The 24,510-nt window shown below is 70.7% G+C and carries 22 protein-coding genes; 12 read left to right on the top strand and 10 right to left on the bottom strand.

Going from position 1 to position 24,510, the window contains the following annotated elements; translation table 11 throughout:
• The first annotated feature begins 90 nt into the window (after positions 1-90).
• The 4 genes from zwf (at position 91) to ASG48_RS00135 (ending at position 6,217) form a co-directional block, all read left to right on the top strand.
• Positions 91-1,569: a glucose-6-phosphate dehydrogenase gene (gene zwf, locus ASG48_RS00150; protein ID WP_055843690.1), complete on the top strand. Its 1,479-nt coding sequence runs from the start codon at positions 91-93 to the stop codon at positions 1,567-1,569.
• 41 nt (positions 1,570-1,610) lie between these two features.
• On the top strand, positions 1,611-2,312 hold the full coding sequence (gene pgl, locus ASG48_RS00145) for a 6-phosphogluconolactonase (RefSeq protein ID WP_082529137.1): 702 nt from the start codon (positions 1,611-1,613) through the stop codon (positions 2,310-2,312).
• A 26-nt stretch (positions 2,313-2,338) separates the two neighbouring features.
• Complete coding sequence (edd, locus tag ASG48_RS00140; protein ID WP_055843687.1) at positions 2,339-4,156, top strand: phosphogluconate dehydratase; 1,818 nt, start codon at positions 2,339-2,341, stop codon at positions 4,154-4,156.
• 111 nt (positions 4,157-4,267) lie between these two features.
• Positions 4,268-6,217, top strand: coding sequence for a nucleoside-diphosphate sugar epimerase/dehydratase (locus ASG48_RS00135; RefSeq protein WP_055843682.1), 1,950 nt, complete (start codon positions 4,268-4,270; stop codon positions 6,215-6,217).
• A gap of 52 nt (positions 6,218-6,269) precedes the next feature.
• On the opposite strand, the gene ASG48_RS00130 is transcribed toward ASG48_RS00135, so the two are convergent.
• Together ASG48_RS00130 and ASG48_RS00125 are read right to left on the bottom strand one after the other, a co-directional pair.
• Positions 6,270-8,144: a GumC family protein gene (locus tag ASG48_RS00130; RefSeq protein WP_055843680.1), complete on the bottom strand. Its 1,875-nt coding sequence runs from the start codon at positions 8,142-8,144 to the stop codon at positions 6,270-6,272.
• Positions 8,145-8,345: 201 nt separating this feature from the next.
• Positions 8,346-9,497 carry an endo-1,4-beta-xylanase gene (locus ASG48_RS00125; protein ID WP_082529135.1) on the bottom strand — a complete coding sequence of 384 codons (1,152 nt, stop codon included), beginning with the start codon at positions 9,495-9,497 and terminating at the stop codon, positions 8,346-8,348.
• 32 nt (positions 9,498-9,529) lie between these two features.
• Here ASG48_RS00125 and ASG48_RS00120 point away from each other — a divergent pair, with 32 nt between their 5' ends.
• On the top strand, positions 9,530-10,834 hold the full coding sequence (locus ASG48_RS00120) for a lipopolysaccharide biosynthesis protein (RefSeq protein ID WP_055843678.1): 1,305 nt from the start codon (positions 9,530-9,532) through the stop codon (positions 10,832-10,834).
• On the opposite strand, the gene ASG48_RS00115 is transcribed toward ASG48_RS00120, so the two are convergent.
• From ASG48_RS00115 to ASG48_RS00105, 3 genes are read right to left on the bottom strand one after another with little or no spacing between them, the layout of a single operon-like run.
• On the bottom strand, positions 10,806-11,684 hold the full coding sequence (locus ASG48_RS00115) for a DUF6492 family protein (protein ID WP_055843676.1): 879 nt from the start codon (positions 11,682-11,684) through the stop codon (positions 10,806-10,808). The genes ASG48_RS00120 and ASG48_RS00115 overlap by 29 nt on opposite strands.
• Positions 11,685-11,700: 16 nt before the next feature.
• Positions 11,701-12,498, bottom strand: coding sequence for a WecB/TagA/CpsF family glycosyltransferase (locus tag ASG48_RS00110; protein ID WP_055843674.1), 798 nt, complete (start codon positions 12,496-12,498; stop codon positions 11,701-11,703).
• Positions 12,495-13,760: a glycosyltransferase family 4 protein gene (locus ASG48_RS00105; RefSeq protein WP_055843672.1), complete on the bottom strand. Its 1,266-nt coding sequence runs from the start codon at positions 13,758-13,760 to the stop codon at positions 12,495-12,497. The genes ASG48_RS00110 and ASG48_RS00105 overlap by 4 nt, the downstream gene beginning before the upstream one ends.
• Positions 13,761-13,939: 179 nt before the next feature.
• Between ASG48_RS00105 and ASG48_RS00100 the strand changes: the two genes are divergently transcribed.
• From ASG48_RS00100 to ASG48_RS00070, 7 genes are all read left to right on the top strand, one after another.
• Entirely contained in the window at positions 13,940-14,923 is a 984-nt protein-coding gene (locus ASG48_RS00100) for a glycosyltransferase (RefSeq protein WP_055843670.1), read from the top strand.
• Positions 14,892-16,205 carry an O-antigen ligase gene (locus ASG48_RS00095; protein WP_055843668.1) on the top strand — a complete coding sequence of 438 codons (1,314 nt, stop codon included), beginning with the start codon at positions 14,892-14,894 and terminating at the stop codon, positions 16,203-16,205. Before ASG48_RS00100 ends, ASG48_RS00095 begins: the two co-directional genes overlap by 32 nt.
• Before the next feature lie 194 nt (positions 16,206-16,399).
• Positions 16,400-17,548, top strand: coding sequence for a GGDEF domain-containing protein (locus ASG48_RS00090; protein WP_055843666.1), 1,149 nt, complete (start codon positions 16,400-16,402; stop codon positions 17,546-17,548).
• 228 nt (positions 17,549-17,776) lie between these two features.
• Entirely contained in the window at positions 17,777-18,247 is a 471-nt protein-coding gene (locus tag ASG48_RS00085) for a DUF2948 family protein (protein WP_055843664.1), read from the top strand.
• A gap of 53 nt (positions 18,248-18,300) precedes the next feature.
• Entirely contained in the window at positions 18,301-19,593 is a 1,293-nt protein-coding gene (hisD, locus tag ASG48_RS00080) for a histidinol dehydrogenase (protein WP_055843662.1), read from the top strand.
• A 6-nt stretch (positions 19,594-19,599) separates the two neighbouring features.
• The gene (locus ASG48_RS00075; protein WP_055843660.1) at positions 19,600-20,085 is read left to right on the top strand and encodes a UPF0262 family protein; all 486 of its coding nucleotides are present in this window, start codon (positions 19,600-19,602) and stop codon (positions 20,083-20,085) included.
• A 79-nt stretch (positions 20,086-20,164) separates the two neighbouring features.
• Positions 20,165-20,626, top strand: a complete 462-nt coding sequence (locus tag ASG48_RS00070; RefSeq protein WP_055843658.1) for a low molecular weight phosphatase family protein — start codon at positions 20,165-20,167, stop codon at positions 20,624-20,626.
• A gap of 6 nt (positions 20,627-20,632) precedes the next feature.
• On the opposite strand, the gene yihA is transcribed toward ASG48_RS00070, so the two are convergent.
• From yihA to rpmH, 5 genes are all read right to left on the bottom strand, one after another.
• Complete coding sequence (yihA, locus tag ASG48_RS00065) at positions 20,633-21,337, bottom strand: ribosome biogenesis GTP-binding protein YihA/YsxC (RefSeq protein ID WP_082529134.1); 705 nt, start codon at positions 21,335-21,337, stop codon at positions 20,633-20,635.
• Positions 21,334-21,975 (bottom strand): CatB-related O-acetyltransferase, encoded by a 642-nt coding sequence (locus ASG48_RS00060; protein WP_055843656.1) that lies wholly within the window; start codon positions 21,973-21,975, stop codon positions 21,334-21,336. Before ASG48_RS00060 ends, yihA begins: the two co-directional genes overlap by 4 nt.
• Positions 21,976-22,061: 86 nt before the next feature.
• The gene (gene yidC, locus ASG48_RS00055; protein ID WP_055843654.1) at positions 22,062-23,876 is read right to left on the bottom strand and encodes a membrane protein insertase YidC; all 1,815 of its coding nucleotides are present in this window, start codon (positions 23,874-23,876) and stop codon (positions 22,062-22,064) included.
• A 19-nt stretch (positions 23,877-23,895) separates the two neighbouring features.
• Positions 23,896-24,315, bottom strand: coding sequence for a ribonuclease P protein component (gene rnpA / locus ASG48_RS00050; RefSeq protein ID WP_055843652.1), 420 nt, complete (start codon positions 24,313-24,315; stop codon positions 23,896-23,898).
• Between the two features lie 26 nt (positions 24,316-24,341).
• Positions 24,342-24,476 (bottom strand): 50S ribosomal protein L34, encoded by a 135-nt coding sequence (rpmH, locus tag ASG48_RS00045; RefSeq protein ID WP_055843650.1) that lies wholly within the window; start codon positions 24,474-24,476, stop codon positions 24,342-24,344.
• Positions 24,477-24,510 lie beyond the last annotated feature (34 nt).

Raw genomic sequence — 24,510 nt, 5'->3', positions numbered from 1 at the left:
AACCCTCACCTGTGATGGAAGAGCCTTGCAGCGCCGGGTTTAAATCGATTAGATTTCGGCGGTCCATTTCCGGTTTCGCTAGGGTCCCGAATGTCGAGCCAGATCATTCCCGTCGAACCCTTCGACTATGTCGTCTTCGGCGGAAACGGCGACCTCGCCGAACGCAAGCTCCTGCCCGCCCTCTATCACCGCGACCTCGACGGACAGCTGCCTTCCGAGGCGCGCATCATCGGCGCCTCGCGCACCGACCTGTCGGACGACGACTTCCGCGCCTTCGCCCGCGCCGCCATCGAGCGTTTCGTGCGGGCGGCCGACCTGGAGACGCAGGCGCTGGAGCGCTTTCTCGCCCGCCTCCACTATCGCCGCGTCGACGCGCGCTCGGACGGCGGCTGGGCCGAGCTCGCCGCGCTTCTCGACGAGGCCGGGCGCACCCGCATCCGCGCCTTCTATCTCGCCGTCGGCCCGGCCCTCTTCGGCGACCTCGCCAGCCGCATCAGCACCTCGGGCATGGTGACCGAGCACACGCGCATCGTGGTCGAGAAGCCCGTCGGGCGCGATCTCGAATCGGCGCGCGCGCTCAACCGCACGATCGGCGAGCATTTCAGCGAAGAGCAGATCTTCCGCATCGACCACTATCTCGGCAAGGAGACGGTGCAGAACCTCATGGCGCTGCGCTTCGCCAACGCCCTCTACGAGCCGATCTGGAACTCCACCCATATCGACCACGTCCAGATCACCGTCGCCGAGAGCGTCGGGCTGGAGGGCCGGGCCGGCTACTACGACAAGGCCGGCGCGCTGCGCGACATGGTGCAGAACCACATCGTCCAGCTCATGTGCCTCGTCGCCCTGGAGCCGCCCTCGGCGATGAACGCCGACGCGCTGCGCGACGAGAAGCTGAAGGTGCTGCGGGCGCTGAAACCCATCGGCGCCGACCGCGTCGAGAGCCGCACCGTGCGCGGCCAGTACAGGGCGGGCGCCAGCGACGGCGCCGCGGTGAAGTCCTATCTCGACGATCTTGGCAGCGGCGAGAGCGACACGGAGACCTATGTCGCCATCAAGGCCGAGATCGGCAACTGGCGCTGGGCCGGCGTGCCCTTCTACCTGCGCACGGGCAAGCGCCTGTCGCAGCGCATGTCCGAGATCGTCGTGACCTTCAGGCCCATCCCGCACTCGATCTTCGAGAGCTCGGCCGGCAACGTGCAGCAGAACCAGCTCGTGCTTCGCCTCCAGCCCGACGAGGGCGTCAAGCAGTGGCTGATGATCAAGGATCCCGGCCCCGGCGGCATGCGCCTTCGTCACGTGCCGCTCGACATGAGCTTCGCCCAGTCCTTCCAGGTGCGCAATCCCGACGCCTACGAGCGCCTGCTGATGGACGTGATCCGCGGCAACCAGACCCTGTTCATGCGCCGCGACGAGGTGGAGGCGGCCTGGGAATGGGTCGATCCCATCCTGAAGGGCTGGGAGGAGAAGGGCGTGAAGCCGCAGGGCTACACGGCCGGCACCTGGGGCCCCTCGGCGGGCGTGGCGCTGATCGAGCGCGACGGACGCACCTGGCACGAGCCGGACTGAGGGCGGGCACCAGGGCCCGGCGGAGAGGGCAGGAGGACGCGATGAGGTCCACGACGATGCACGAATACGAGAGCCGCGCGGCGCTCGCCGAGGCGCTGGCGACGGGCGTCGCCGCCGTTCTGGCCGGCGGCATCGCCACGCGCGGCATGGCGAGCCTCGCCCTGTCCGGCGGCTCGACGCCCAAACTCTTTCTCGAGACCCTGTCGCGGATCGAGATCGACTGGGCGAGCGTCTCCGTCACCCTCGTCGACGAGCGCTGGGTGCCCGAAGAGAGCCCGCGCTCCAATGCCGGCTTCCTGCGCCGCCACTTCCTGAAAGGTCCCGCGGCGGCCGCCGCCTTCCAGCCGCTCCACGCGCCGGGGCCGATCGAGACCGCCGTGCCCGAGCTCGCCGAGCGCGTCCGGCTCCTGCCCCATCCGTTCGACGCGCTGATCCTGGGCATGGGCACGGACGGGCACACCGCCTCCTTCTTTCCCGGCGGCACGACGCTGGGCGCGCTCCTCGACCCCGCCGGCACGGCCCCGCTCGGCGCGATCGAGGCGCCCGGCGCCGGCGAGCCGCGCGTGACGCTGACCCTGCCCGCGATCGTGGACGCGCGCTTCCTCGCGCTCCATATCGAGGGCGAGGAGAAGCGCGCCGTCCTGAAGGCCGCGCTCGAGCCCGGCCCCATAGACGAGATGCCCGTGCGCGCCGTCCTGCGCGCCGCCCGCCCCGATCCCATCGCCGTCTTCTGGGCGCCCTGACCGTTCCGTTCGAAAGGCCCACCGCCATGACCGCCGACCGTCGAATCGAAGAGATCACGGACCGCCTGCGCGAGCGCTCGGCGCCGACGCGCGAGCCCTATCTGAAGCGCCTGCGCGAGCGCGGCGCCGAGGGGCCGAAGCGCGCGCGCCTCACCTGCGGCAATCTCGCCCACGGCTTCGCCGCCTGCGGCCCGACGGACAAGGCGCGCCTTGCGGGCGACGCGACGCCCAATCTGGGCATCATCACCGCCTATAACGACATGCTCTCGGCCCACCAGCCCTTCGAGACCTATCCCGAGATGATCCGCCAGGCGGCGCGCGAGATGGGCGCGACGGCGCAGGTCGCCGGCGGCGTGCCGGCCATGTGCGACGGCGTCACGCAGGGGCAGATCGGCATGGAGATGAGCCTCTTCTCGCGCGACGTCATCGCCATGTCCGCGGCCGTCGGCCTCTCCCACGACATGTTCGACGCCGCCGTCTATCTCGGCGTCTGCGACAAGATCGTGCCCGGCCTCGTCATCGCCGCCCTCACCTTCGGCCATCTGCCGGCGATCTTCGTGCCCGCCGGGCCGATGACGACCGGGCTGCCCAACGACGAGAAGAGCCGCATCCGCCAGCTCTACGCCGAGGGCAAGGTCGGCCGCGACAAGCTGCTGGAGGCGGAATCGGCCTCCTATCACGGCCCGGGCACCTGCACCTTCTACGGCACGGCCAATTCCAACCAGATGCTGATGGAGATCATGGGCCTGCACACGCCGGGATCCTCCTTCATCAATCCCGGCACGCCGCTGCGCGACGCACTGACCAAGGAGGCGGCGCGGCGCGCCCTCTCCATCACCGCCTTCGGCAACGAGTACACGCCCGCCGGCCTCGTGGTGGACGAGCGCGCCGTGGTCAACGGCGTCGTCGGCCTGCATGCCACGGGCGGCTCGACCAACCACACGCTGCATCTCGTCGCCATGGCGGCGGCGGCCGGCATCCAGCTGACCTGGCAGGACATTTCCGATCTCTCGGACGTCACGCCGCTCCTGGCCCGCGTCTACCCGAACGGGCTCGCCGACGTGAACCACTTCCACGCCGCCGGCGGCATGGGCTTCCTCATCCGCGAACTCCTCGACCGCGGCCTCCTGCACGAGGACGTGCGCACCGCCTGGGGCACGGGCCTGCGCGGCTACGCCATCGAGGCCAAGCTCGCCGCCGACGGCCAGACCGTGAAGCGCGAGGCCGCGCCGCGCGAGAGCGGCGACCCGAAGGTGCTGACGACGGCCGACAAGCCCTTCTCGGAGAATGGCGGCCTCCGCATGCTCACCGGCAACATGGGCCATGCCGTCATCAAGGTCTCCGCGGTCAAGCCCGAGCGGCGGATCGTGGAGGCGCCGGCGGTCATCTTCAACGACCAGAACGAGGTGAAGGCCGCCTTCGATTCGGGCGCGCTCGACCGCGACTTCGTCGCCGTCGTGCGCTTCCAGGGCCCGCAGTCGAACGGCATGCCCGAACTGCACAAGCTCACCCCCCTCCTCGGCGTGCTGCAGGACCGAGGCCACAAGGTCGCGCTCGTCACCGACGGGCGCATGTCGGGCGCCTCGGGCAAGGTGCCGGCGGCGATCCACGTGACGCCGGAGGCCAAGTCCGGCGGGGCCATCGCGCGGCTTCGCGACGGCGACATGATCCGCCTCGACGGCGAGGCCGGCACGCTGGAGATCCTCGTCGACGAGGCCGAGCTCAGCGCGCGCGAGACCGCGAGCCCCGACCTGTCGGGCAATTCCTTCGGGCTCGGGCGCGAGCTCTTCGAGGTGTTCCGCCGCGCGGTCGGCCCGGCCAACGAGGGGGCGAGCGTCTTCTGACGCGGGCCGGCCGGCCCGCGGCCATCCGGGTTCAGCCGGGCGCCCGATCGTGCTAGGGCTCGGCCGCGGGGCATGGTGGACGCGCCCCGTCTCCGGGAGACGAGTACCGCAATGACCTTGCGCCTGCCGCGCATCCTCGCCGCCGTCTCGCTGAGGCGGCTCGGCTCCTTCCACGACGTCGTCGTCGCCTTCCTGTCGATCAGCGCCTCCATGGCGCTGGCCTGGGGATGGACGAACTTCATCGGGGTCTGGCAGATCTGGGCGCTGGTGGGCGCCTACACGCTTCTCTCCGCCCTCCTCTTCCCGCTCTTCTCGCTGAACAGCGGCGCCTGGCGCTATGCCTCGCTTCTGGACGTCGTCTCCATCGTCAAGGCGGTGACCGCGATCACCGTCGCCTTCGCGCTCGGCAACTTCCTTCTCTTCCGCGGCGAGTACCTGCCGCGCACCGCCGTCGTCATGTCCTTCTTCGTCATGATCGTGGCGCTCGGCGGCCCGCGCCTCTTCTACCGCCTCCTGAAGGAGCGCAAGCTCGAAGCCTCCGAGCGGCAGACGCGCCTGCCCCTGCAGCGCAACACGCTCCTCTACGGTTTCGGCGACAATGCCGACCTCTTCATCCGCAACGCGCGGCGCGTGGGCATGGGCGGCCAGATCATCGGCATCGTCGACGACAGGCCGAAGAACCGGCGCCGGCAGATGCATGGCGTGCGGGTCCTGGGAAACCTCTCGCAGCTCGACGCCGTCGTGCGCTCCAGCGAGCTGCGCGGCACGCCCGCGACCGAGCTGATCGTCACCGACACGCGGCTGTCGCCGCGCCAGCTCGCCGAGGTCGTCAGCGCCGCCGCGCCCTTCCAGCTCACCGTCAAGCGCCTGCCCGACATCGCCAATGCCGGCGCCGTGGACGAGAACGCCCCCATCGAGGCGAGGCCCGTCTCGATCGAGGACCTTCTCGGACGCAAGGAGGTCGATCTCGACACCAGCGAGGTCGCCCGCCTCATCGCCGGCCGGCGTGTCCTCGTCACCGGCGCGGGCGGCTCCATCGGCTCGGAGCTGACGCGCCAGATCGCGCGTTTCAACCCCGCGCGCCTCGTCCTCGTCGACAGCAGCGAGTTCAACCTGTGGTCCGTCGGCCGCCAGGTCGCCGACGAGCATCCGCAGGTGGAGTTCGTCGAGCGCATCATGGACGTGCGCCGGCGCGCGCGCATCTTCTGGCTCTTCGAACGGGAGGCCCCCGACGTCATCTTCCACGCCGCCGCGCTGAAACACGTGCCGATCGTGGAGGAGAACCCGGTCGAAGGCATCGAGACCAATCTCATCGGCACGCGCAACGTCGCCGACGCCGCCCTCGCCTGCCGGGCGACGGCCTTCGTCATGGTCTCCACCGACAAGGCGGTGAACCCGACCAACGTGATGGGCGCGACCAAGCGCGCGGCCGAGGCCTATTGTCAGGCGCTGGATCTCGGCTCGGAGGCGACGCGCTTCATGACCGTGCGCTTCGGCAACGTGCTCGGATCGACCGGCTCGGTCATTCCGCTGTTCCGCGCGCAGCTGGCGCGCGGCGGGCCGCTGACGGTGACGCACCGCTCCATCACCCGCTTCTTCATGACCATTCCCGAGGCCTCGCGCCTCATCCTGCACGCGGCCGGCCACGGGCTCGGCGACGGGCGGGCGCGCGGGCAGATCCACGTGCTCGACATGGGCGAGCCGATCCTCATCGCCGACCTCGCCCGCCGTCTCATCGAGCTCGCGGGCCTGAGGCCCGAGATCGACATCGAGATCCGCTACACGGGCCTGCGCAAAGGCGAGAAGCTCTACGAGGAACTCTTCTCGACCGAGGAGAGCATGGAGCCGACGGGACGCGCGGGCTTCATGACGGCCCGCTCGCGCGTCAGCGACGTGTCCTTCCTGTCGCGCAGCTTCGACACGATCGAGGCCGCGCTCGCGCAGGGCGACGGGCCCCGCGCCATCGAGATGCTCCGCCGCATCGTGCCCGAATACAGGCCGGAAGCGGCGGGCGAGCCGGACCTGCGCCTCGTGCCGACGCCCCGCTCCCCGACCGCCTGACCGGGACGGCGCCCGCCTCGTCCGCCGGCGCGGCGTCGGGCCGGCGCGGCCCTCAGACGCCCTGGCGCTGCCGGCGGATCTGGGCGATCTCGGCCTTCACCGCCTCGATGTCGCGCTGCAGGCGCGCCGCTTCCTCGTCGTCCTCGTAGGGGGCGACGCGGCCGCCGCCCGGTGCGCTCGCCAGCATGCGCACGCTCTCGCGCAGCCGGGCGCGCTCGGTGGGCGTCTCGACGGGTTCGGGCAGCGGCTCGGGCAGGACCGCCGCATCCATGCGCGGCGCGGCGAGCGGGGTCTCCTCGGCGGTCTCGTCGATGGGCGCGACGGGAGCGGCGCGCGAGGCGGCGCCGGTCGCAAGCTGCGCCCAGCGCGGCGCCGACGCGCCGAAACTGGCGACGTTCGCAGCCGGGGAAGCGGCGGCCGGGGCCGGAACCGGCGCCGCGGCCGGACGGCGCGCCTCGGCATTAGGCTCGGCGGCGCGCGGCGTGCCGGCGACGAGGCGCATCACGGCGACGAGGACCGCCAGAATCGTGCCGAGCGCGAGGCCTCCCGCGAAGCCCAGCGACACGACGATCTTGCGCGAGAGGCTGACCGGCTCGATCGGCGGCAGCGCGGCGGAGATGATGCGCACGTTCGCCGTGTTGATGCTCTCCTGCTCGCCCGTCTCGCGGGCCCGCAGCAGGAAGGCCTCGTAGACGGCGCGGGAGGCCTCCACTTCGCGCTCCAGTTCGCGCAGGCGCACGAAGGCGCCGCTCGTGGAGATCTGCTTGGCCTTCAGCGCCTCGATCTGCTGGCCGAGCTCGGCATTGGTCTCCTCGGCGCGGGCGAGATCGGTCTGGGCGGCGGCGACGATGCGCGTCAGCTCGGCGCGGATGGCGGTGCGCGCGGCGTTCAGCGACTCCTGGTTGGCGAGCCGGTCGGGATGGCGGGCGCCGAGCTTGCGGGCGAGAACCGCAGCCTGCTGCTGCAGGTCCGAATAGGACGTGCGCAGGCGCGTCAGCGCCTCGGAGGTCAGCTCCTCGGGGAAGGTGCCCTTCACGACGTCGTCGACGCTCGCGCCGCGCATCTGGTCGGCGCGCACGCGCAGCGCCGTGATGTCGCCGCGCGCCTTGGCGAGCTGGTCGTTGATGCGCAGGATGTAGTCGTCGTCGACGAGGCGGCCGCCGACGCCGACCAGCGCGTTTTCCGCCTTGTAGGCCTCGACCGCCCGCTCGGCCTCCACGACCGAGCGGCGCAGCTCGGCGAGACGCGAGGTCAGGGAGAGGCTGGCGCGGCGCGCGGTGTCGGACTGGGCCTTGGCCAGTTCGTCGATGAAGATGTCGGCGGTGAGCCGCGACAGCATGGCGGCTTTCTGCGCATCGCGCGACTTGAAGGAGAGGTTCACCACGAAGCTCTTGGCGTCGCGCGCCACCTCCATCGCGCGGCGCACGCGCTGCATGGTCAGCTGGCGCTCGGTGGCCGCATCCTGCGCCTCGTCGCCGCTGCCCGAAAGGCCCGCCGCCTTCAGGATCGTGTCGAGGGCGGAGGGCAGGCCGCCGTTGAACTCGGGGTCCCGCTCGAGACCGGCCTCGTCGATGACGCGGCCGATGACGCCGTTGGAATAGACGACGGCGATCTGGCTCTGGATGAGCGCGATCGTCGCCTCGTCGGACAGGCCGCTCGGCGTGATCTCGTTCTGCACGATCTTGATGTCGCGCGGATCGATGAAGATCTGCGTCGAGGCCTCGTAGACCTTCGGCGTCACCATGGCGATCGCGGCCGCCAGGGCGGCGCCGAGAATGCCCATGACGAGGATGGCGAAGCGGGCCTTCCAGACGAAACGGGCGATGAAGAGCGGGTCGAGCAGAGAGCCGCCGCGCGGCTCGTCGACGGGCGCCCGCCGGTCGACGCGGCCCTCGGCACCGACGCTTCTCTCGTCCGTCGAAAACATCAGGCCGCGCTCCGTTCGCCCGGGCCGCCTCGCGCCGCCCCGGCACGAGGTTTCCGCCACTATGGTAAAGGAAGCCTTAAGCATGCCTTGCGACAGGCGCGCCCCGGCACTTCCCCGCGCCTCCGGCAACGCCTGCGCAAGCTTCGAGCCACGTCGGGCACGCGCGCCCGGCCGACCCCGCCGGACGGTCCGGACACCCCGTCAGGCCGTGGCGAGGCGCCGGCGCAGGGTCTCGTACCAGGGCTTGGGCCGGTAGTCCCGGTCGAGCGGCAGCGGGCGCTCGGGCTTGCCGTCCTCGCGCGGCATGACATCGGAGATCCAGCTGTAGCGGTCGGTGATGCCCCAGGCGACCACGGCGGCCGGGCGGCCGGCGTCGAGCAGCCCGTCGAGAAAGGCCGAGACCGAACGCTCGGCCGCCGCGTCCTGCTCGGCCGGCCCGCCCTCGATCTGCCAGTCGATGAGATCGAGCTCGGTGACGACGAGGCCGACGCCGAGCGCCTTCAGCTCCGCCCCGAACCGCGCGAGCCCTTCCACGTCGATCTCCTTCTCCAGGTAGAGATGGGCCTGCAGGCCGACGCGGTGGACGGGGACGTTGCGGTCCTGCATCTGCCGCACGATCGAGAGCATGGTCGCGCGCCGCAGGTCGTATCGGGACCCGCGGAACTCGAGGTCGTAGTCGTTGAGGGTGAGGGTCGCGGACGGGTCGGCCCGCGCGGCGAGCGCGAAGGCGTCGGGAATGTGCCGGGGCCCGAGGCGGCGCAGCCAGAACGTGTCGCGCAAGGGGCCTTCCGAGGCGGGATCGTGGGCGATGACCTCGTTGCACACGTCCCAGTCCGTGACGCGGCCGCGATAGCGGTCCGACACGCGCTCCACGTGCTCGCCGAGCGCGGCGGCGATCTCGCGCTCGCTCTCCAGCCGGGTGATCCAGTCCGGCGTCGCCCCGTACCAGACATGGGTCGTGCCCCGGCACAGGCGCCCGTTGGCGATGGCGAAGTCCACCAGCCGGTCGGCGGGCTCGAAGTTCCAGCTCTCGCGGTTCGGCCGCAGAAGCGAGAATTTCAGCTCGTTCATCGGCATGACGAGGTCGCAATGGTCGAGAAAGGCTTGCCTGTAGGACGGATCGCTGTCGAAATGCTCCGCCTGCACGGCGCCGCCGAAGGGGATGCCGGCATGCGTGCGGGCGGTTCCGCGCCCCGGCAGGGCAAGGCCCGCCGCAAGCGCCGCCGCGCCGGCCAGCGCTGAACGGCGCGTTAAGGTTCGCGCGATACCTGTTGACCCGGAGGCGGCGGGCCCGGCCGCCGCTCGCCGAGCGGGATCGCCGACGGCGATGGGGGTCGAGGGATTCGGCGCCATGGTCTTCGGCCAAGCCTTTTGGGGTGGAACGGATGCTCTCGCGGCGAGTGTGGACGCAGAGATTTAAGGGCAACCTAAGTCCGATCGTCGACTACGCCTGGCTGATGAGCGGTTCGGCGGGGCGCCTCGTCCTGTCGCTGGCGTATTTCGTCTGCGTCGCCAACGGCCTGTCGGTCGGCGACTTCGGCCTCTTCGCCACCGCCTCGGCCACGGGCATCGTCCTCTCGCGCCTCGCCGGCTTCGGCTTCGTCTCCCCGCTCTACCGCGTGGCGACCCAGCGCCGGCGTCTGATCGGCACCTACACGGCGGGGCTCCTGGCGGCCGTCGCCCTGTCGCTGCCCTTCGTCGCGCTCGCCGCGCTCGGCTTCTATCTCGCGATCTTCGAGGGCGAGATGGCGCCGGCCGCCTTCGTCCTCATCGTCCTTTCCGAGGTCCTGTTCTGGCGGATGACCGAGGTCGTCATCATCGTCAACAACGGGATGGGACGCTTCGGACGCGGCGCGCTCCTCGTCATCGCGGGCTCGGGGCTGAAGGCGCTGGCCGCGCTCGCCTTCGTCGGGTTCGGCGACCGTTCGCTCGTCTCCTGGGCCGTCGCCTATCTCGTCTCCAACGCGATCTGCCTCGTCCTGGCGGTGGTCACCTCCTATCCGCGCCAGCGCCTGCGCTGGCGGCCGGACCTCTACCGCGCGCGCTGGCGCGACAGCATCTCGGTGGCGGGCGCGGAGATCGTCTTCTACCTCCAGTCCGAGATGGACAAGCTCCTCGTCCTCTCGCTCGGCGGCCCGCAGACGGCCGGCATCTACGCCATCCTCATGCGCCTCGTGGACCTGACGGCCCTGCCGGTGCGCTCCTTCAACACGATGATCGTGCAGAAGATCATGCGCAGCCCGCAATGGCTGGCCGCCTGGCGCATCCGCTGGAGCATGGAGGCGGGCATCGCGGCGGTCTCGACGCTCGGCATCCTCGTCCTCGGCACGATCCTGCACGTCTTCCCGACGGCGCTCGGCCGCAACGTGGCGGACGCGGCCCCGCTCGTCCTCTCCGCCCTCCTCGTGCCGGCCTTCCGCAACCTCGTGGAATATGAGAGCGAACTCCTCTATGCGCGCGGCCGCACGACGGTGCGCGTTCTGATCCTGTCCATGGTCGGCGTCATCAAGGGCGGGCTCCTCGTCCTCCTCCTGCGCGTCATGCCGAGCGAGGCGGACTGGATCGTCGGGCTGAACGGCCTCTTCCTGACGCTGTGGATCGTCTCGGCGGCCTCGACCTACGCGGCCTTCGACTGGACGCGCGGCCGGCGCCGGCCGAGCCTCAGCCCAGCCCCGCAGCCCGGCGAATGAGCCGCGGGTCGGTGCCGGTGAAGGACTGGATACCGGCGGCGACCTCGTGCGGGGCGAGCGCCTCGGCGAAGGCCCGCAGGTCGCCCTCCTTCAGCGCCGCGCCCACCCAGTGCATGCGGCAGAAATTGACCGGGCTCGGCTCGTAGAGATCCGGCCGGCCCTCCACCTCGTCGACATAGCGGCCGTAGAGCGTGCATTCGGAGAGGCTGCGCGTGGCGCCGAGGCGCCGCAGCCAGCTTCGGCCCGAGACCGCCTCGATGCGCTTCAGGAGACCGCGCACCGCGTCCGTGCGCCAGGCGATGAGCGTGCCGACATAGCCCTCGTCGGTGACATCGGGCGCGGCGATCCCCAGGAGCTCGCCGGCCTTGCGCGACCAGGCGCGATGTTCCGACCGCGAGGCCTCCTCGTGGGCGGCGAGCGCGTTCGGCACCTTGTGGAAGAGAAGCCGGCCCTGCCGCTGGAAGGCACCGACGTCGAAGGGCTTGAGGAAGACGACGTCCGAATCGAGCGAGACCATCACCTCCTCCGCCATCGCCCCGCCCATGGCGATGCGGCGCAGCTGCTGCACGTGCCAGCCGCGCAAGGGCGGGCCGAAGGGCGTCGGCCAGACGCGGCGCCGGCCGAAAGTCGTCGGGTCGGGAAAGGAGCGCAGCCAGGCCGGGAAGAGCTCGGCCTCGCCGACGATCTCGCGGCGGGGACCGGCGAGGCTGCGGAACAGCGGCACGTCGATGCGGTCGACGAGGATGAGATGGCGCGTGTGACCGGTGACGCGCGCGTCGATCGAGTCGCACAGGAGCCTGCAGCGCTCGAAGTCGCCGCGATAGCTGGCCGTCACGATGGCGGTGCGCATGGCGTCGTCTCCGAAATCAGGCCCGCCCGCGCCACAGGGCGCGCCGCTCGCGCAGGACCGCGAGAAGGAAGGCGGGATTGCCGAGGACGTAGCGGCGGAACAGGCGGCCGGGCTCCATCGACAGGCGGAAGGCCCATTCGAGCCGCAGGCGCCGCACCAGGGCGGGCGCGCGCGGCACCTCGCCGGCGAGGAAGTCGAACAGCGCGCCGACGCCGATGAAGAGCCGCCCGTGCCGCTCGTCGAGCCAGGTGTCGATGAAGGTCTCCTGCCCCGGCACGCCGAGCGCGACGAGGACGATGTCGGCCCTGAAGGCGGCAAGGCGCGCAAGCAGCGCCCCGCGCGCCTCGGCATCGAAATAGCCGTCCGACACCGCCTCGATCGTGTGGCCCGGGCAAAGCCGGCGCAGCGCCAGGCCCGCGCGTTCCGCGACGCCGGGGCGCCCGCCGACGAGCGCCACGCGCCGGCCGGGCGCGATCTCGGCCAGGAGGCGGGGCACGAAGTCGGTCCCGTTCAGGTTCTCGGTATAGGGCGCACCGTGCAGGATTAGCGCGCCGAGATCGACGCCGATCCCGTCCGGCAGGACGAGAAAGCGCGTCAGCACGCGCCGATAGGCGTCGTCGCGGCGCGCGACGTTGACGCAATGGGCGTTGAGGAAGGCGAGCCGCTGGACCGCTCCGGCCTCCAGCATGGCTTCGAGATGGGCCACGACGTCGGCGGCGCGCGCGTCGGCGATGGGCACGCCGGCGATGGCGCGGAAGGCGCCGTCGAGGACGGGCAGCGGCCGGAACGGCGCCAGGCGGGGCTCGGCCTTCATCGCAGGCTCGCGCGGGCGGCGAGCGGGGGCGATTCCGCGCATGCGCGGGCCGGGACGGCGGCCCGCCGCGAACGCCCGGCCCCGCCGAAGCTCTCGAGGCCCGCCGCCAGGGCGCGGTCGAGCGCCTGCCCTTGCGCCCGCGCGAAGGCGCCGCCCTCCCCGCGGATCGTCTCGCCGCGCCGCTCGGCCTCGACGAGCGCGACGAGGGCGGCGGCGAAGTCGGCCGGCGCCTCGGCGACGCGCACGTTGGACGGCAGGGCGTCCACCCCGCGCAGCGCCTGGGGCGTGGCGACGGCGGGCATGCCCTCCTCGAAGGTCTCGATCGTCTTCAGCTGGATGCCGGTGCCCCCGCGCGTCGCCAGAGCGATGACGCGCGAGCGGCGCACGAAGTCCTGCGCGTCCTCCACCCGGCCGACGAAGCGCACATTGGCGGGGGCGGCCGGCGGCGGGCCGTCGAAGCGGCCGGCGATGGAGACGGTCATGTCCGCCGGCAGGCGCGGCGCGACATGGGCCACGAACCAGTCGAGCCCGTGCCGGTTCGGCGCCCAGCTCCAGGTGCCGATGAGGCCGATGTCGCGCTCGCGCACCCCGTCGTCGGGGCGCTGCGGGCGCCCGATCGTCAGGGCGAGCGGCAGGCAGTGGGGCGCGGCCCCCAGACCGAGGCCGGCCTTGTCCTCGCGGCTCAGCGTATGGACCACCCGCGCGGCGGCGCACAGGCGCGCCTCCACGGCTTCGAGGAGCCTCGCCTCGCGGGCGTAGAGGACGCGGGTCACACGGCCGGTCGCCGCCGCCGCGTTCTCGCGCGCCGAGCGGTGCTCGACATTGTGCGCGACGAAGATCGAGGGTTTCCAGGTCGCGAGGAAGGGATAGGCCGCGGGCATCTGCACGGCGTTGAGGACGAGACCGTCGAGCGGGCCGGCGCTTTCGAGCCGGGCGACGAGATCGGCGCGTCCCAGCCCCGTGAGCTTGGCGGCCGAGACGGGCAGGCCGGAGGCCAGCGCCTTGGCCACCCAGAGCGCCTTGCGCGCCTTGGAGACGCGGGCATTCTCGATGTCGAGGCTTCCGAGGTCGATCTCCCCCTCGCGCGCCGGCGGCGCGCCCGGCCGGCGGAAGCCCGCCGGCGTCACCGCCACGCCGAGCCGCCGGTAGGCGGCGACGATCGCCGCGTTGGCGATCTCGAAGCCGCTTGCAGGGTTGTCCTGCGGCAGCAGCGAGGAAAGGAAGAGGAGATGCATCGCGCGCGCCGCCGGAAAGTGCCTCATGCGCCTTCGACCATGGCAGGGTGCGATTGCGAATTGGTTCACCGGGCCGCGACAAACGACGCGGTCCGAGCCGCGCCGCGACCGGCCGTCTTGGCGCTTTCTTCATCCTCCCTGCGCTAGCGTCGCCCGACGTCGAGACCGCCGCCGCCCTTCGGCGCGGCCGAGGACGGGAGGAACGGTTGGCCGACAGGATCACCATCGAAGCGCGTTCGCCCGGCCTTTCGGCCGCGGGCGTGACCTGCGTCGTGACCCTGCCGACGTTCCGCCGGCCGGACCATCTGCGCCTCACCCTCGCCTCGCTCGCCGCCCAGGCCACCGACCGCCGCTTCGCCGTGATCGTGATGGAGAACGACGACGAGCGCCTGGAGGGCCTCGCCGTGGCGCGCGCCGTTTTGGCCGAGGGGCGCATGCGGGGCCTCTCGCTCGTCGCGCACGAGCGCGGCAACTGCTCGGCCTACAATGCCGGCTGGTCGACGGCCCTCGCCGAATTTCCCGACATGACCCATCTCCTCGTCATCGACGACGACGAGATCGCCGAGCCGGACTGGCTGGAAACGCTCGTCTCCACCGCCGAGCGCCTGCCGGCGGACATCGTCGGCGGCCCGCAGGTGGCCGTGTTCGACGGCGTGGCGCAGACGCATCTGTCGCGCCACCCGGTCTTCCAGGCCCATTACGAGGCGACCGGGCCGGTGCCGATCCTCTTCTCCTCCGGCAACGTCGTCATCGCCCGCGCCGTGCTCGAGAGGATGGGCGCGCCCTTCCTCGACACCGCCTTCAACTTCATCGGCGGCGGCGACAGCGACTTCTACTCGCGCTGCGCGCGGGCCGGCTTCTCCTTCGGCTGGTGCCGCGAGGCGCGCGTCCTGGAGACGACGCCGCGCCGGCGCCTGGAATTCTCCTGGCTGAACGCGCGGGCGCTGCGCAACGGCGCGCTCTCCTCGATCATCGAGCGCCGGCGCGGCGCGGGGGCGGCCCCGGCCACGCTGCAGCGGCTCGCCAAGAGCGGCGCGCTCCTCGCCGCCTCCCCCTTGCGGGCGGCGCTCCTGGCCCTGAAGAGCGGTTCGCCGGTCATCGGCCTCTATCCGATGCAGGTCGCCGTCGGGCGCCTGATGGCGGAGTTCGGCATCGTCAATGAGCAATATCGCCGTCCCGAACAGAACTGAGGCGTTTCCCGCGCCCGGCGCCACGGCGCGGCTCGACCTTGCGCGCCTGACGCTCGGCTGCATCGCGCTGTGCGCGCTGATGGTGACGCTGACGCCCTTCACCATCTCCTTCGAGGGCAACAAGGACGCGGGCGACCTCGTCAACCAGCTCGGCTATTCGACGCTCGCGGCGCTCGCGCTGGCCGGCCACATGCTCTTCACCGACCGCGCCGTCGCGCTCTCGCTCCTGCGCCCGACCTGGCTCGTCATGGGCGGCTGGATCGTCCTCACCGCCGCCTTGGCCGGCCATCCCGAGAACGCGCTGCGCACGGCGACCTTCGTGATCCTGGCGATGGTCGCGGCGACGGGCGCGCTCTGCCTGCCGCGCACGGCGCGCGACTTCCGCCTCGCGCTCGCCGTGATGCTGACGGTCGTCCTCGTCCTGTCCTATGGCGGGCTCGCGCTCCTGCCGGACCTTGCCAAGCACACGGCGGGCGAGGCCGATCCCGAGCAGGCCGGCCTCTGGCGCGGGCTCTACAGCCACAAGAACGTCGCCGGCGCCATGATGGGCGCCTTCTTCTTCTACGGCCTGTATCTCTACCGCACGGGCTGGCGCGCCTTCGGTCTCTTGGTGGCGCTCGCCTGCGCCCTCTTCGTCCTGAAGACCGGCTCGAAGACCTCGATGGCGCTGCTGCCGGCCGTCGCCTTCATCGTCCTTCCCCTGCGCACGCTGGGCGGGCGCCTCCTGCCGGCCGCCGTCATCCTGTGCGCCGTCGTGGCGATGGGCCTCCTGACGCTCGGCACGGTGCTCTCGCCCGTCCTCGATTCCATCCTGCAGGCGATCCTGCCGGGCACGACCTTCACCGGCCGCACGGACCTCTGGCGCTACGCGCTGGAACTCTCGCGCGAGCACCAATGGCTGGGCTTCGGCCTCAACTCGTTCTGGCAGACCGACACGGTCTACCAGGCCGAGCGCGACTTCGAACTGGCCTGGGACACGCGCAACAGCCCGAACGGCCACAACGGCTATCTCGACATCGCCATCGTGCTCGGCTGGCCGGGCCTCGCGCTCACCGCCCTGATGCTCGTGCTCCTGCCGCTCAAGGACTTCCTCGCCATCCCCGCCGAGCCCGAGCGCGAGCGGCTGGCCGATATGTTCCTGATGAGCCTGACCTACCTCCTCCTCAACTCCTTCCTGGAAAGCTTCCTCTTCGAGCGCGCCAACCCGATCTGGATGGCGACGTGGATCTCGGTCGTCGGATTGCGGCTTCTCGCCCGGCACGGGGTCGCGCGCGGCGCGTGAGGCGGGGCGCGGGCACAGGGATCGCCGGCGGGGACGTCGGGCGGATGGTCCGACCGTCCGGTTCCAGGAGCGGCCGTCACGAGCCCGCGCCGGTCGGTCGCCTTCTCGACACGATCGGTTCCGCGACGCCGGACCCCGTTATTCAGTCTTCAATCAGCCTCGTTTAACATGGCGCCACAGTCAGGGAGATCGAAATGCCGGGGTCATCGACCTACGAGATACCGCGCATCGCGCCGCTGCGCTGGATTTCGACCATCGATCCCGCACTGCCACCGGAGGTGCGCAAGCGGCTGGGGGCGATGTTCTTCAGCGACCCCAAGCCCTTCGTGCTCGGCGCGCTGAACTCCATCGCGGTCATCCTGGTCGCCTTCCACCGCATCGGCGATCCGATCTTCCTCGTTCTCGCAGCGGCGGAAGTGCTGATCCTGGCCGCCCGGCTCGTCACCCTGCGGAACAAGGGCATGCGGACAGATGCCTTCTTCGCGGTCGGTCTCGCCTGGGCCTTGAACCAGGCCGCGACGATCACGACCGTGGTCCTGTTCCACGACATTCCGACGACGATCATCGTGCTGGCATCGAGCCTTGCGGCGATCGGAAGCATCATCGGGCGCAATTTCGCCGCTCCACGCTATGCGATGGCGCAGGTTCTGATGATCGACCTCAGCTTCAAGGCCAGCTTCGGCTTCCTCTATCCGGAATTCATCCCCCTCATCGCCATCCAAGGCATCATGTTCGTCCTGATGAACATGACCATGATCGAGCAGCAGCGTCGCCTCACCGTTCGCGCCATCACCGCCGAGATCGAAAGCCGGACACAGTCCTTCCGAGACCCGCTGACCGGTCTCCTCAACCGCCGGGGGCTGGAAAACGCCTTCGAGCGTCTGCGGACGAAGGGTGTGCAGCCGGCGCTCCTGTATCTCGACCTCGACGGCTTCAAGCAGGTGAACGATTCGCTCGGACATCGCGCCGGCGACATCCTTCTTCAGCAGGTCAGCCACCGCTTGACGGCGACGGTCGGACCGGACGCCGTCGCCTGCCGGCTGGGCGGGGACGAGTTTCTCGTTCTCTTCCAGGAGAACGGCGCCGAAGCCGTTCGCCATCTCGGCGCCCGGCTCATCGTCGCGATCGGAACGCCCTACGAGATAGAGCCCGGCGCCCTGGCGCGCGTCGGCGTGAGCATCGGCGCCACGCTCGGCGGCTCGAATGCCGACCTGACATCGATGATGGTCCTGGCCGACAAGGAACTGTATGCGGCGAAGGCGGCGGGCAAGGGCCTCTGCCTCCTGAACGAGGCGGGGCTTGCGGGGACCGGCCTCCCGACCGACCGTCCTCTTCGCGCTTGACGTCTCCGGGCGCCGCGCGGCGGCGCATGGGGTGCCGAGCGTCCCCGCGGGACCGAGGGAGGCGATGCGCTGCGGTGAAGACGAACTGCCGCCCCGCCGCGTCCGCCTTCGGGACCGCGCCTTCGATCCCGCCGGCGCATCACCGCCCGTCCCCGCCCCGCCCGCCATTGCGCCGGGCGGGCGGCGCCTTATCTCTGGCCCACCCTGATCGTTCGAGGAACAGCCGACATGCCGACGGATCACCTACGTCTTCTCGCCGTCGACGAGGACGATCTCGCGATCCTGTCGGCCCATTGCCAGGACGCGGTGGTCAAGCCCGCGCAATGCCGCTTCGACGCGCGGCGGGGGCAGTTCGTGCTGGAGATGAACCGCTTCGTCTGGGAGACGGCGGCCGGCGTCTCCAAGTTCCGCCTGTTCAGCAAGGCGCAGTACGAGCGGCGGCTGGCGGCGCTGCATTTCGACCGGGTGACGGGCGTCAAGCGCATCGGCGTCTCCGGAGCGCCCGACGAGGTGCTCGTCCTGCTCGCGATCCGCTTCACGGCCGGCGAGGCGCCGTCGGGCGCGATCGAGCTTGTCTTCGCGGGCGGTGCCGCGATAAGGCTCGACGTCGAAGTCATCGAGGCCCAGCTGTCGGATCTCGGCGGCGCCTGGAGCACCACGGCCCGGCCCGACCACGAGCGGGCCGACCTGGCGTCCTGAGGCGCCCGCCCGAGCGCGGCGCGGACCATTCTCGCAAGGAGCAGTTCCCACCCGTGCCGGTCAGGCTGAACAGCGGCGATGCCGATTTCGAAACGCGCTTCCGGGCGCTCCTCGGGGCCAAGCGCGAGGTCTCGGCCGATGTCGAGGCCGTGGTGCGCCGCATCGTCGCCGACGTGCGCGAGCGTGGCGACGCGGCGCTGATCGAGCTGACCGCCCGCTTCGACGCGCTGGACCTGACGCCGCAGACACTGGCGATCGGGCAGGACGAGATCGACGCCGCCCATGCGGCGACCGCCCCGCGGACGCTGGAGGCGCTGGAACTCGCCCACGAGCGCATCACCCGCCACCACGAACGCCAGCGCCCGAAGGACGAGCGCTACGAGGACGCGATCGGCGTCGAGCTCGGCAGCCGCTGGACGGCGGTGGAATCGGTCGGGCTCTACGTTCCGGGCGGGCAGGCGAGCTATCCATCCTCGGTCCTGATGAATGCGATTCCCGCCAGAGTCGCGGGCGTCTCGCGCATCGCCATGACGGTGCCGGCCATGCGCGGCGCGCTGAACCCGCTGGTGCTCGCCGCCGCCAAGGTCTGCGGCATCACCGAGATCTACCGCGTCGGCGGCGCGCAGGCGATCGCCGCCTTCGCCTACGGCACGGCCGGCATCGCGCCGGTCGCCAAGATCGTCGGGCCCGGCAACGCCTATGTGGCGGCCGCCAAGCGCCAGGTCTTCGGCACGGTGGGAATCGACATGGTGGCCGGCCCCTCCGAGGTCCTGGTGATCGCCGACGGAGCGAACGACCCCGACTGGCTCGCGGCCGACCTCCTGGCGCAGGCCGAGCACGACGCGGCGGCGCAGTCGATCCTGATGACCGACGACGCGGGGCTCGCGGACGCGGTGGAAGCGGCGGTCGAGCGCCAGCTCGCCACGCTCTCGCGCGGCGACACGGCCCGCACCTCCTGGCGCGACCACGGCGCGATCGTCCTCCTCGCTTCGCTTAACGAGGCGCCGGCGCTCTGCGACCGCATCGCGCCCGAGCATCTGGAACTGGCCGTCGAGGATCCCGAGCCGCTCTTCGCGCGGATCCGCAACGCGGGCGCCGTCTTCCTCGGCCGGCACACGCCCGAAGTCGTCGGCGACTATGTCGGCGGCTCGAACCACGTCCTGCCGACGGCGCGCTCGGCGCGCTTCTCCTCCGGCCTCTCGGTGCTCGACTTCGTCAAGCGCACGTCGATCCTCAAGCTCGGGCCCGAGCAGCTGCGCGCCCTCGGGCCGGCGGCCATCGAACTGGCCCGCGTCGAGGGCCTCGACGGGCATGCGCGCTCCGTCGCCATCCGCCTGAACCTCTGAGGCGACATGCAAGATACGCCCCGCCCCCACGGCAAGCTGATCGAGGTCGAGCTCGACGAGACGATCGGCCGGGCCACGCCCGATATCGAGCACGAGCGGGCCGTCGCCATCTTCGACCTCATCGAGGAGAACCGCTTCGATCCGGCCGGCGCGCCGGAAGGGGCCGAGTTCAAGCTGCGCCTGTCGCTCGCCGACAAGCGCCTCGTCTTCGACATCCGAGATGCGGCCGGTGCGCCCGTCGTCACCCATATCCTGTCGCTGACGCCCTTCCGGCGCGTCATCAAGGACTATTTCCTCATCTGCGACAGCTATTACGAGGCGATCCGCTCGGCGACGCCGAGCCAGATCGAGGCGATCGACATGGGGCGGCGCGGCATCCACAATGACGGGTCGCAGACGCTGATGGACCGCCTGAAGGGCAAGATCGGAGTGGATCTCGACACGGCCCGCCGCCTGTTCACGCTGATCTGCGTGCTGCACTGGCGCAGTTGAGAGGCACGGCCTTGGTCCCGCCCTCCCCCTTCGTCGTGAAGACCGGGCGAGCGCCGCGGGCGCCGGGGAGCGCCGCGCGATGAGCGGGGCGGACGACGGCCCGGCGCCGCCGCGCGTCTCCTCCGTGCTCTTCGTCTGCGGGATGAACGCCATCCGCTCGCCGATGGCCGAGGTGATCGCCCGTTCGCTCCTGCCGCCATCCGTCTACGTCGCCTCGGCGGGCGTGAAGAAGGGCGAGCGCGACCCGTTCGTGGACGCGGTCCTCGCCGAGAAGGGGCTCGACCTCGGACAGCGCCGCCCGCAGCGCTTCGAGGATCTCGAGGACAGCTATTTCGACCTCATCGTGACCATGGCGCCGGAGGCCCATCACGTGGCGCTGGACGCGACGGGCGCGCAGTCCGTCGCCGTCGAGTTCTGGCCGATGCCCGACCCGTCCGTCGCCACCGGCAGCCGCGACCAGATCCTCGAAGCCTATCGCGACCTGCGCGGCCGCATCGAGACGCAGATCCGCGCCAAGCTCCTGCCGCAAGGCAAGGGCTGAGGGTCGTCAGTCGCGCCGCTCGGCGAAGAACAGGATCTCCGAGCGCAGGTCGTCGAGCCCGACACCCTCCTCCGACGAGGTGGCGACGAGGCGCGGGAAGGCGGCCGGGCGCCGGGCGATCGCCTTCTGCGTCGCTTCGAGGAGCTTGGGCACGGCCTGCGCCTTGATCTTGTCGGTCTTCGTCAGGACGATCTGGTAGGAGACGGCGGCCCGATCGAGCAGCGTCAGCACGTCCTCGTCGTTCTTCTTGATGCCGTGGCGCGAATCGATGAGCACGAAGACGCGCTTCAGGCTCGCCCGGCCGCGCAGGTAGGAGAAGACGAGCTTCGTCCAGTCGTCCACCTGCTCCTTGGGCGCCTTGGCATAGCCGTAGCCGGGCATGTCGACGATGGCGATGGGCGGCAGGTCCGCCGCGTCACCGGCGAAGCCGTCCGGCACGAAGAAGTTGAGCTCCTGCGTGCGCCCCGGCGTGTTGGAGGTGCGCGCCAGGCCCTTCTGGCCGAGAAGCGCGTTGATGAGCGAGGACTTGCCGACATTGGAGCGCCCGGCGAAGGCGATTTCCGGCGGCCCCTCGGGCGGCAGGAACTTCATGGCGGGCACGCCGCGGATGAAGACCCAGGGCTTGGCGAAGAAGCGCCGGTCGCGCTCCACGGCCTCGGGATCGGCGGGCGCGGCATCGGCCGCGGTCTTGGTGGCGTCGGTCTCGCTCATCGCGCGGCCTCCAGAAGGGTCAGGTCGGACGACCGGATGGCGCCGAGATTGCGGGTGATCGTCTCGCGCGGCCAGTTCCACCAGGCGACGGCGAGAAGCCGGGCGACCGTCGCCTCGTCGAAGCGCCGGCGCACCACGCGCGCGGGATTGCCGGCGACGATCGCGTAGGGCGGCACGTCGCGCGAGACCACGGCGCGCGCGGCGACGATGGCCCCGTCGCCGATCGTCACGCCCGGCAGCACCAGCGCGTCCTCGCCGATCCACACGTCGTTGCCGACGCGCGTATCGCCCTTCAGCCCGGCCGTGATCGTGGCGAAGTCGAACCCCTCCTCCCAGCCCTGCCCGAAGATGTTGAACGGGTAGGTGGAGAAGCCCGTCATGGCGTGGTTGGCCCCGTTCATGACGAAGCGCACGCCGCGGGCGAGCGCGCAGAAACGGCCGATGACGAGACGGTCGCCGATGAAGTCGTAGTGATGGGTGACGTTTCGCGTCGCGAACGCCGCCGCGCCGTCGGGATCGTCGTAATAGGTGTAGTCGCCGATCTCGATGAGGGGATGGCAGACGAAGGCCTTCAGGAAGGCGACGCGCTCGTGGCCCGGCACCGGATGGGGATCGTTGGGATCGGGACCGGTCGCCATCTCGCGATCCTCCTTCGAAACAGGAAGGCGCCCGCGACAGGTCGCGGGCGCCGGACGGTCGGGTCTGCGGGGGCGGATGCGCCCCGTCAGGTCTGCGGCGATTTCTTGCGCCGGAAGCTGTCGAACAGTTCGATCTTCGCCCCGTGCCGCTTCATGATCACCGACTGCTGGATGATCGAGAGGAAGTTGTTCCACGTCCAGTAGATGACGAGGCCGGCGGGGAAGGAGGCCAGCATGAAGGTGAAGATCACGGGCATCCAGTTGAAGATCATCTGCTGCGCCGGGTCCGGCGGCGTCGGGTTGAGGCGCATCTGCACGAACATCGTGATGCCCATCAGGATCGGCCAGGCGCCGACCATGAGAAGATGCGGCAGGGTGACGGGGACGAGCCCGAAGAGGTTGAAGACGCTCGTCGGATCGGGCGCCGCCAGATCCTGGATCCAGCCGAAGAAGGGCGCGTGCCGCATCTCGATGGTGATGTAGAGCACCTTGTAGAGCGCGAAGAAGACGGGAATCTGCAGGAGGATCGGCCAGCAGCCGGCGGCCGGGTTGATCTTCTCCTCCTTGTAGATCCGCATCATCTCCTGCTGCTGCTTCGTGCGGTCGTCCTTGTAGCGCTCGCGCAGCTCCATCACCTTGGGCTGGATCGTCTTCATCCGCGCCATGGACTTGTAGGAGAGATTGGCGAGCGGGAAGAAGAACAGCTTCAGGACGACGGTGACGATGAGGATGGCCACGCCGAAATTGCCGACGACGCGATAGAGGAAGTCGAGCGCGTGGAACATCGGGCGGGTGATGAGGTAGAACCAGCCCCAGTCGATCAGCTGCCCGAACTGCTGGATGCCGAGGCTCTCCTCGTAGTCGTCGATCGTGTCGACGACCTTGGCGCCGGCGAAGGTGCGCGCGCTCGTCGTCACGCTGGCGCCGGGCTCGATCGTCACCGGATCGGAGAGATAGTCCGTTTGGTAATAGGAGCGGCCGGTCGCGGCGTAGGAGAAGGTGGACTGGAAGGGCCGGGCCGTCTCGGGGACGAGCGCGGTCGCCCAGTACTTGTCGGTGATGCCGAGCCAGCCCGAAGAGACCTTCGGCTGCACGACGCGGCCGTCATCCTCGATCGTGGCATATTTGACCTCGGACAGGCCTTCCTCGCCGAAGACGCCGAGAAGACCCTCGAAGAGAACGTAGGTCGAGGCGATCTGCGGCTTGGAGAAGCGCACGACGCGGCCATAGGGCGAGAGCGTGACGGGCGTGGCGCCGGCATTGGCGACCGTGTCCTCGACCGTGAACATGAAGCGGTCGTCGACGGAGATCCTGCGGGTGAAGGTCACGCCCGCGCCGTTCGTCGTCGTCAGCGTCACGGGCGTCGCGGGCGTCAGCGTCGCCGCGCCGCCTTCGACCTGCCACTGCGTCTGCGGGCCGGGCAGCGTGCCGGCGTTCTGGCCGGCATAGCCGAACTCGGCGAAATAGCCGTCCTGCATGGACTGCGGCGACAGAAGGACGATGGTCGGCGAACTGTCGTCGACGGTCTCGTGGTAGCCCTTGAGGCGCAGATCGTCGAGGCGCGCGCCCACGAGGTTGATCGAGCCCGACAAGGCGGGCGTGTCGATGGCGACGCGCGGGCTCGTGGAGAGCGCCGCCTCGCGGTTCGCCGGCGCGGCGGGGCTCGCCGCCCCTTCCGAGGGGACGACGCTCTCGCGGCCGGCGGGCGCGGCGATCGTCTCCTGCGCGGTGCCGGCGGGGGTCTGCGGCGTCTGCAGCGAACCGGGCGTCGCCGTGGCCGCCGCATTCTCGGACGCGATGCGCTGGGCCTCCATGCGCGGACCGACGACGAGGAACTGCCATCCGACCAGCACGGCGATGGAAAGCGCCATGGCGATCAGGAAATTGCGGTTCTTTTCCATGCCTAGACCTCGATGGGCGTCAGGACCGACGCCGCTTGTCCTGGTGCGGACCGCCCTCGCCCACGCTCCTGGCCCGGTCGTCGGGGCGGGCGCTGCGGGCGGAAGGGGCATCCTTGCCCGTGCGGGCGAAGCGTCGCGACAGCTCGTCCTTCAGGGCCTCGAAAGGAAGGCCGAGAAGCTCGCGCCGGGCCACGACCACATAGTCGAAGCCGGGCGCCATGTCAGCCTGCGCGCCGAGGCGGATCGCCTCGCGCAGCCGGCGCCGGATGCGGTTGCGCTCCACGGCGCCGCCGACCTTCTTGGTGATCGTCAGGCCGATCCGGGGCGCGGCGCCGTCGCCGCGCTCGAGGGCCTCGACAAAGAAAAACGGGCCGTTCAGACGACGGCCCTTGCGCGCGGCGAGGAACTCGGCGCGCTTGCGCAGCTTGTCCGGCGCCATCGGATCGACGGGCCGGGCCGCCGGGCTCAGGCCGAAAGGCGCTTGCGGCCCTTGGCGCGGCGCGAGGCGATGACGGCGCGGCCGCCGACGGTCGCCATGCGGGCGCGGAAGCCGTGACGGCGTTTGCGGACGAGCTTGGAGGGCTGGTAGGTGCGCTTCATCGTTTCTTCCCGCGCTTGCCCCGCGGGCCTTCCA

It is taken from the genome of Aurantimonas sp. Leaf443 (genome assembly GCF_001425575.1).
GTDB lineage: Bacteria > Pseudomonadota > Alphaproteobacteria > Rhizobiales > Rhizobiaceae > Leaf443.
Note: the sequence above shows the minus strand (reverse complement) of the source record. Positions and strands in the feature narration are given on the sequence as shown.

Excerpts from the sequence above, each read along its gene's own strand:
- ASG48_RS00070 (WP_055843658.1), top strand. The coding sequence starts at position 20,165 with ATGAGCGGGGCGGACGACGGCCCGGCGCCGCCGCGCGTCTCCTCCGTG.
- ASG48_RS00095 (WP_055843668.1), top strand. The coding sequence starts at position 14,892 with ATGAGCAATATCGCCGTCCCGAACAGAACTGAGGCGTTTCCCGCGCCC.
- ASG48_RS00130 (WP_055843680.1), bottom strand. The coding sequence starts at position 8,144 with ATGTTTTCGACGGACGAGAGAAGCGTCGGTGCCGAGGGCCGCGTCGAC.
- ASG48_RS00135 (WP_055843682.1), top strand. The coding sequence starts at position 4,268 with ATGACCTTGCGCCTGCCGCGCATCCTCGCCGCCGTCTCGCTGAGGCGG.
- ASG48_RS00085 (WP_055843664.1), top strand. The coding sequence starts at position 17,777 with ATGCCGACGGATCACCTACGTCTTCTCGCCGTCGACGAGGACGATCTC.
- yidC (WP_055843654.1), bottom strand. The coding sequence starts at position 23,876 with ATGGAAAAGAACCGCAATTTCCTGATCGCCATGGCGCTTTCCATCGCC.
- rnpA (WP_055843652.1), bottom strand. The coding sequence starts at position 24,315 with ATGGCGCCGGACAAGCTGCGCAAGCGCGCCGAGTTCCTCGCCGCGCGC.
- ASG48_RS00115 (WP_055843676.1), bottom strand. The coding sequence starts at position 11,684 with ATGCGCACCGCCATCGTGACGGCCAGCTATCGCGGCGACTTCGAGCGC.
- zwf (WP_055843690.1), top strand. The coding sequence starts at position 91 with ATGTCGAGCCAGATCATTCCCGTCGAACCCTTCGACTATGTCGTCTTC.
- ASG48_RS00105 (WP_055843672.1), bottom strand. The coding sequence starts at position 13,760 with ATGAGGCACTTTCCGGCGGCGCGCGCGATGCATCTCCTCTTCCTTTCC.
- ASG48_RS00120 (WP_055843678.1), top strand. The coding sequence starts at position 9,530 with ATGCTCTCGCGGCGAGTGTGGACGCAGAGATTTAAGGGCAACCTAAGT.
- yihA (WP_082529134.1), bottom strand. The coding sequence starts at position 21,337 with ATGAGCGAGACCGACGCCACCAAGACCGCGGCCGATGCCGCGCCCGCC.
- ASG48_RS00075 (WP_055843660.1), top strand. The coding sequence starts at position 19,600 with ATGCAAGATACGCCCCGCCCCCACGGCAAGCTGATCGAGGTCGAGCTC.
- ASG48_RS00060 (WP_055843656.1), bottom strand. The coding sequence starts at position 21,975 with ATGGCGACCGGTCCCGATCCCAACGATCCCCATCCGGTGCCGGGCCAC.
- ASG48_RS00125 (WP_082529135.1), bottom strand. The coding sequence starts at position 9,497 with ATGGCGCCGAATCCCTCGACCCCCATCGCCGTCGGCGATCCCGCTCGG.
- ASG48_RS00090 (WP_055843666.1), top strand. The coding sequence starts at position 16,400 with ATGCCGGGGTCATCGACCTACGAGATACCGCGCATCGCGCCGCTGCGC.
- edd (WP_055843687.1), top strand. The coding sequence starts at position 2,339 with ATGACCGCCGACCGTCGAATCGAAGAGATCACGGACCGCCTGCGCGAG.
- pgl (WP_082529137.1), top strand. The coding sequence starts at position 1,611 with ATGAGGTCCACGACGATGCACGAATACGAGAGCCGCGCGGCGCTCGCC.
- rpmH (WP_055843650.1), bottom strand. The coding sequence starts at position 24,476 with ATGAAGCGCACCTACCAGCCCTCCAAGCTCGTCCGCAAACGCCGTCAC.
- ASG48_RS00110 (WP_055843674.1), bottom strand. The coding sequence starts at position 12,498 with ATGAAGGCCGAGCCCCGCCTGGCGCCGTTCCGGCCGCTGCCCGTCCTC.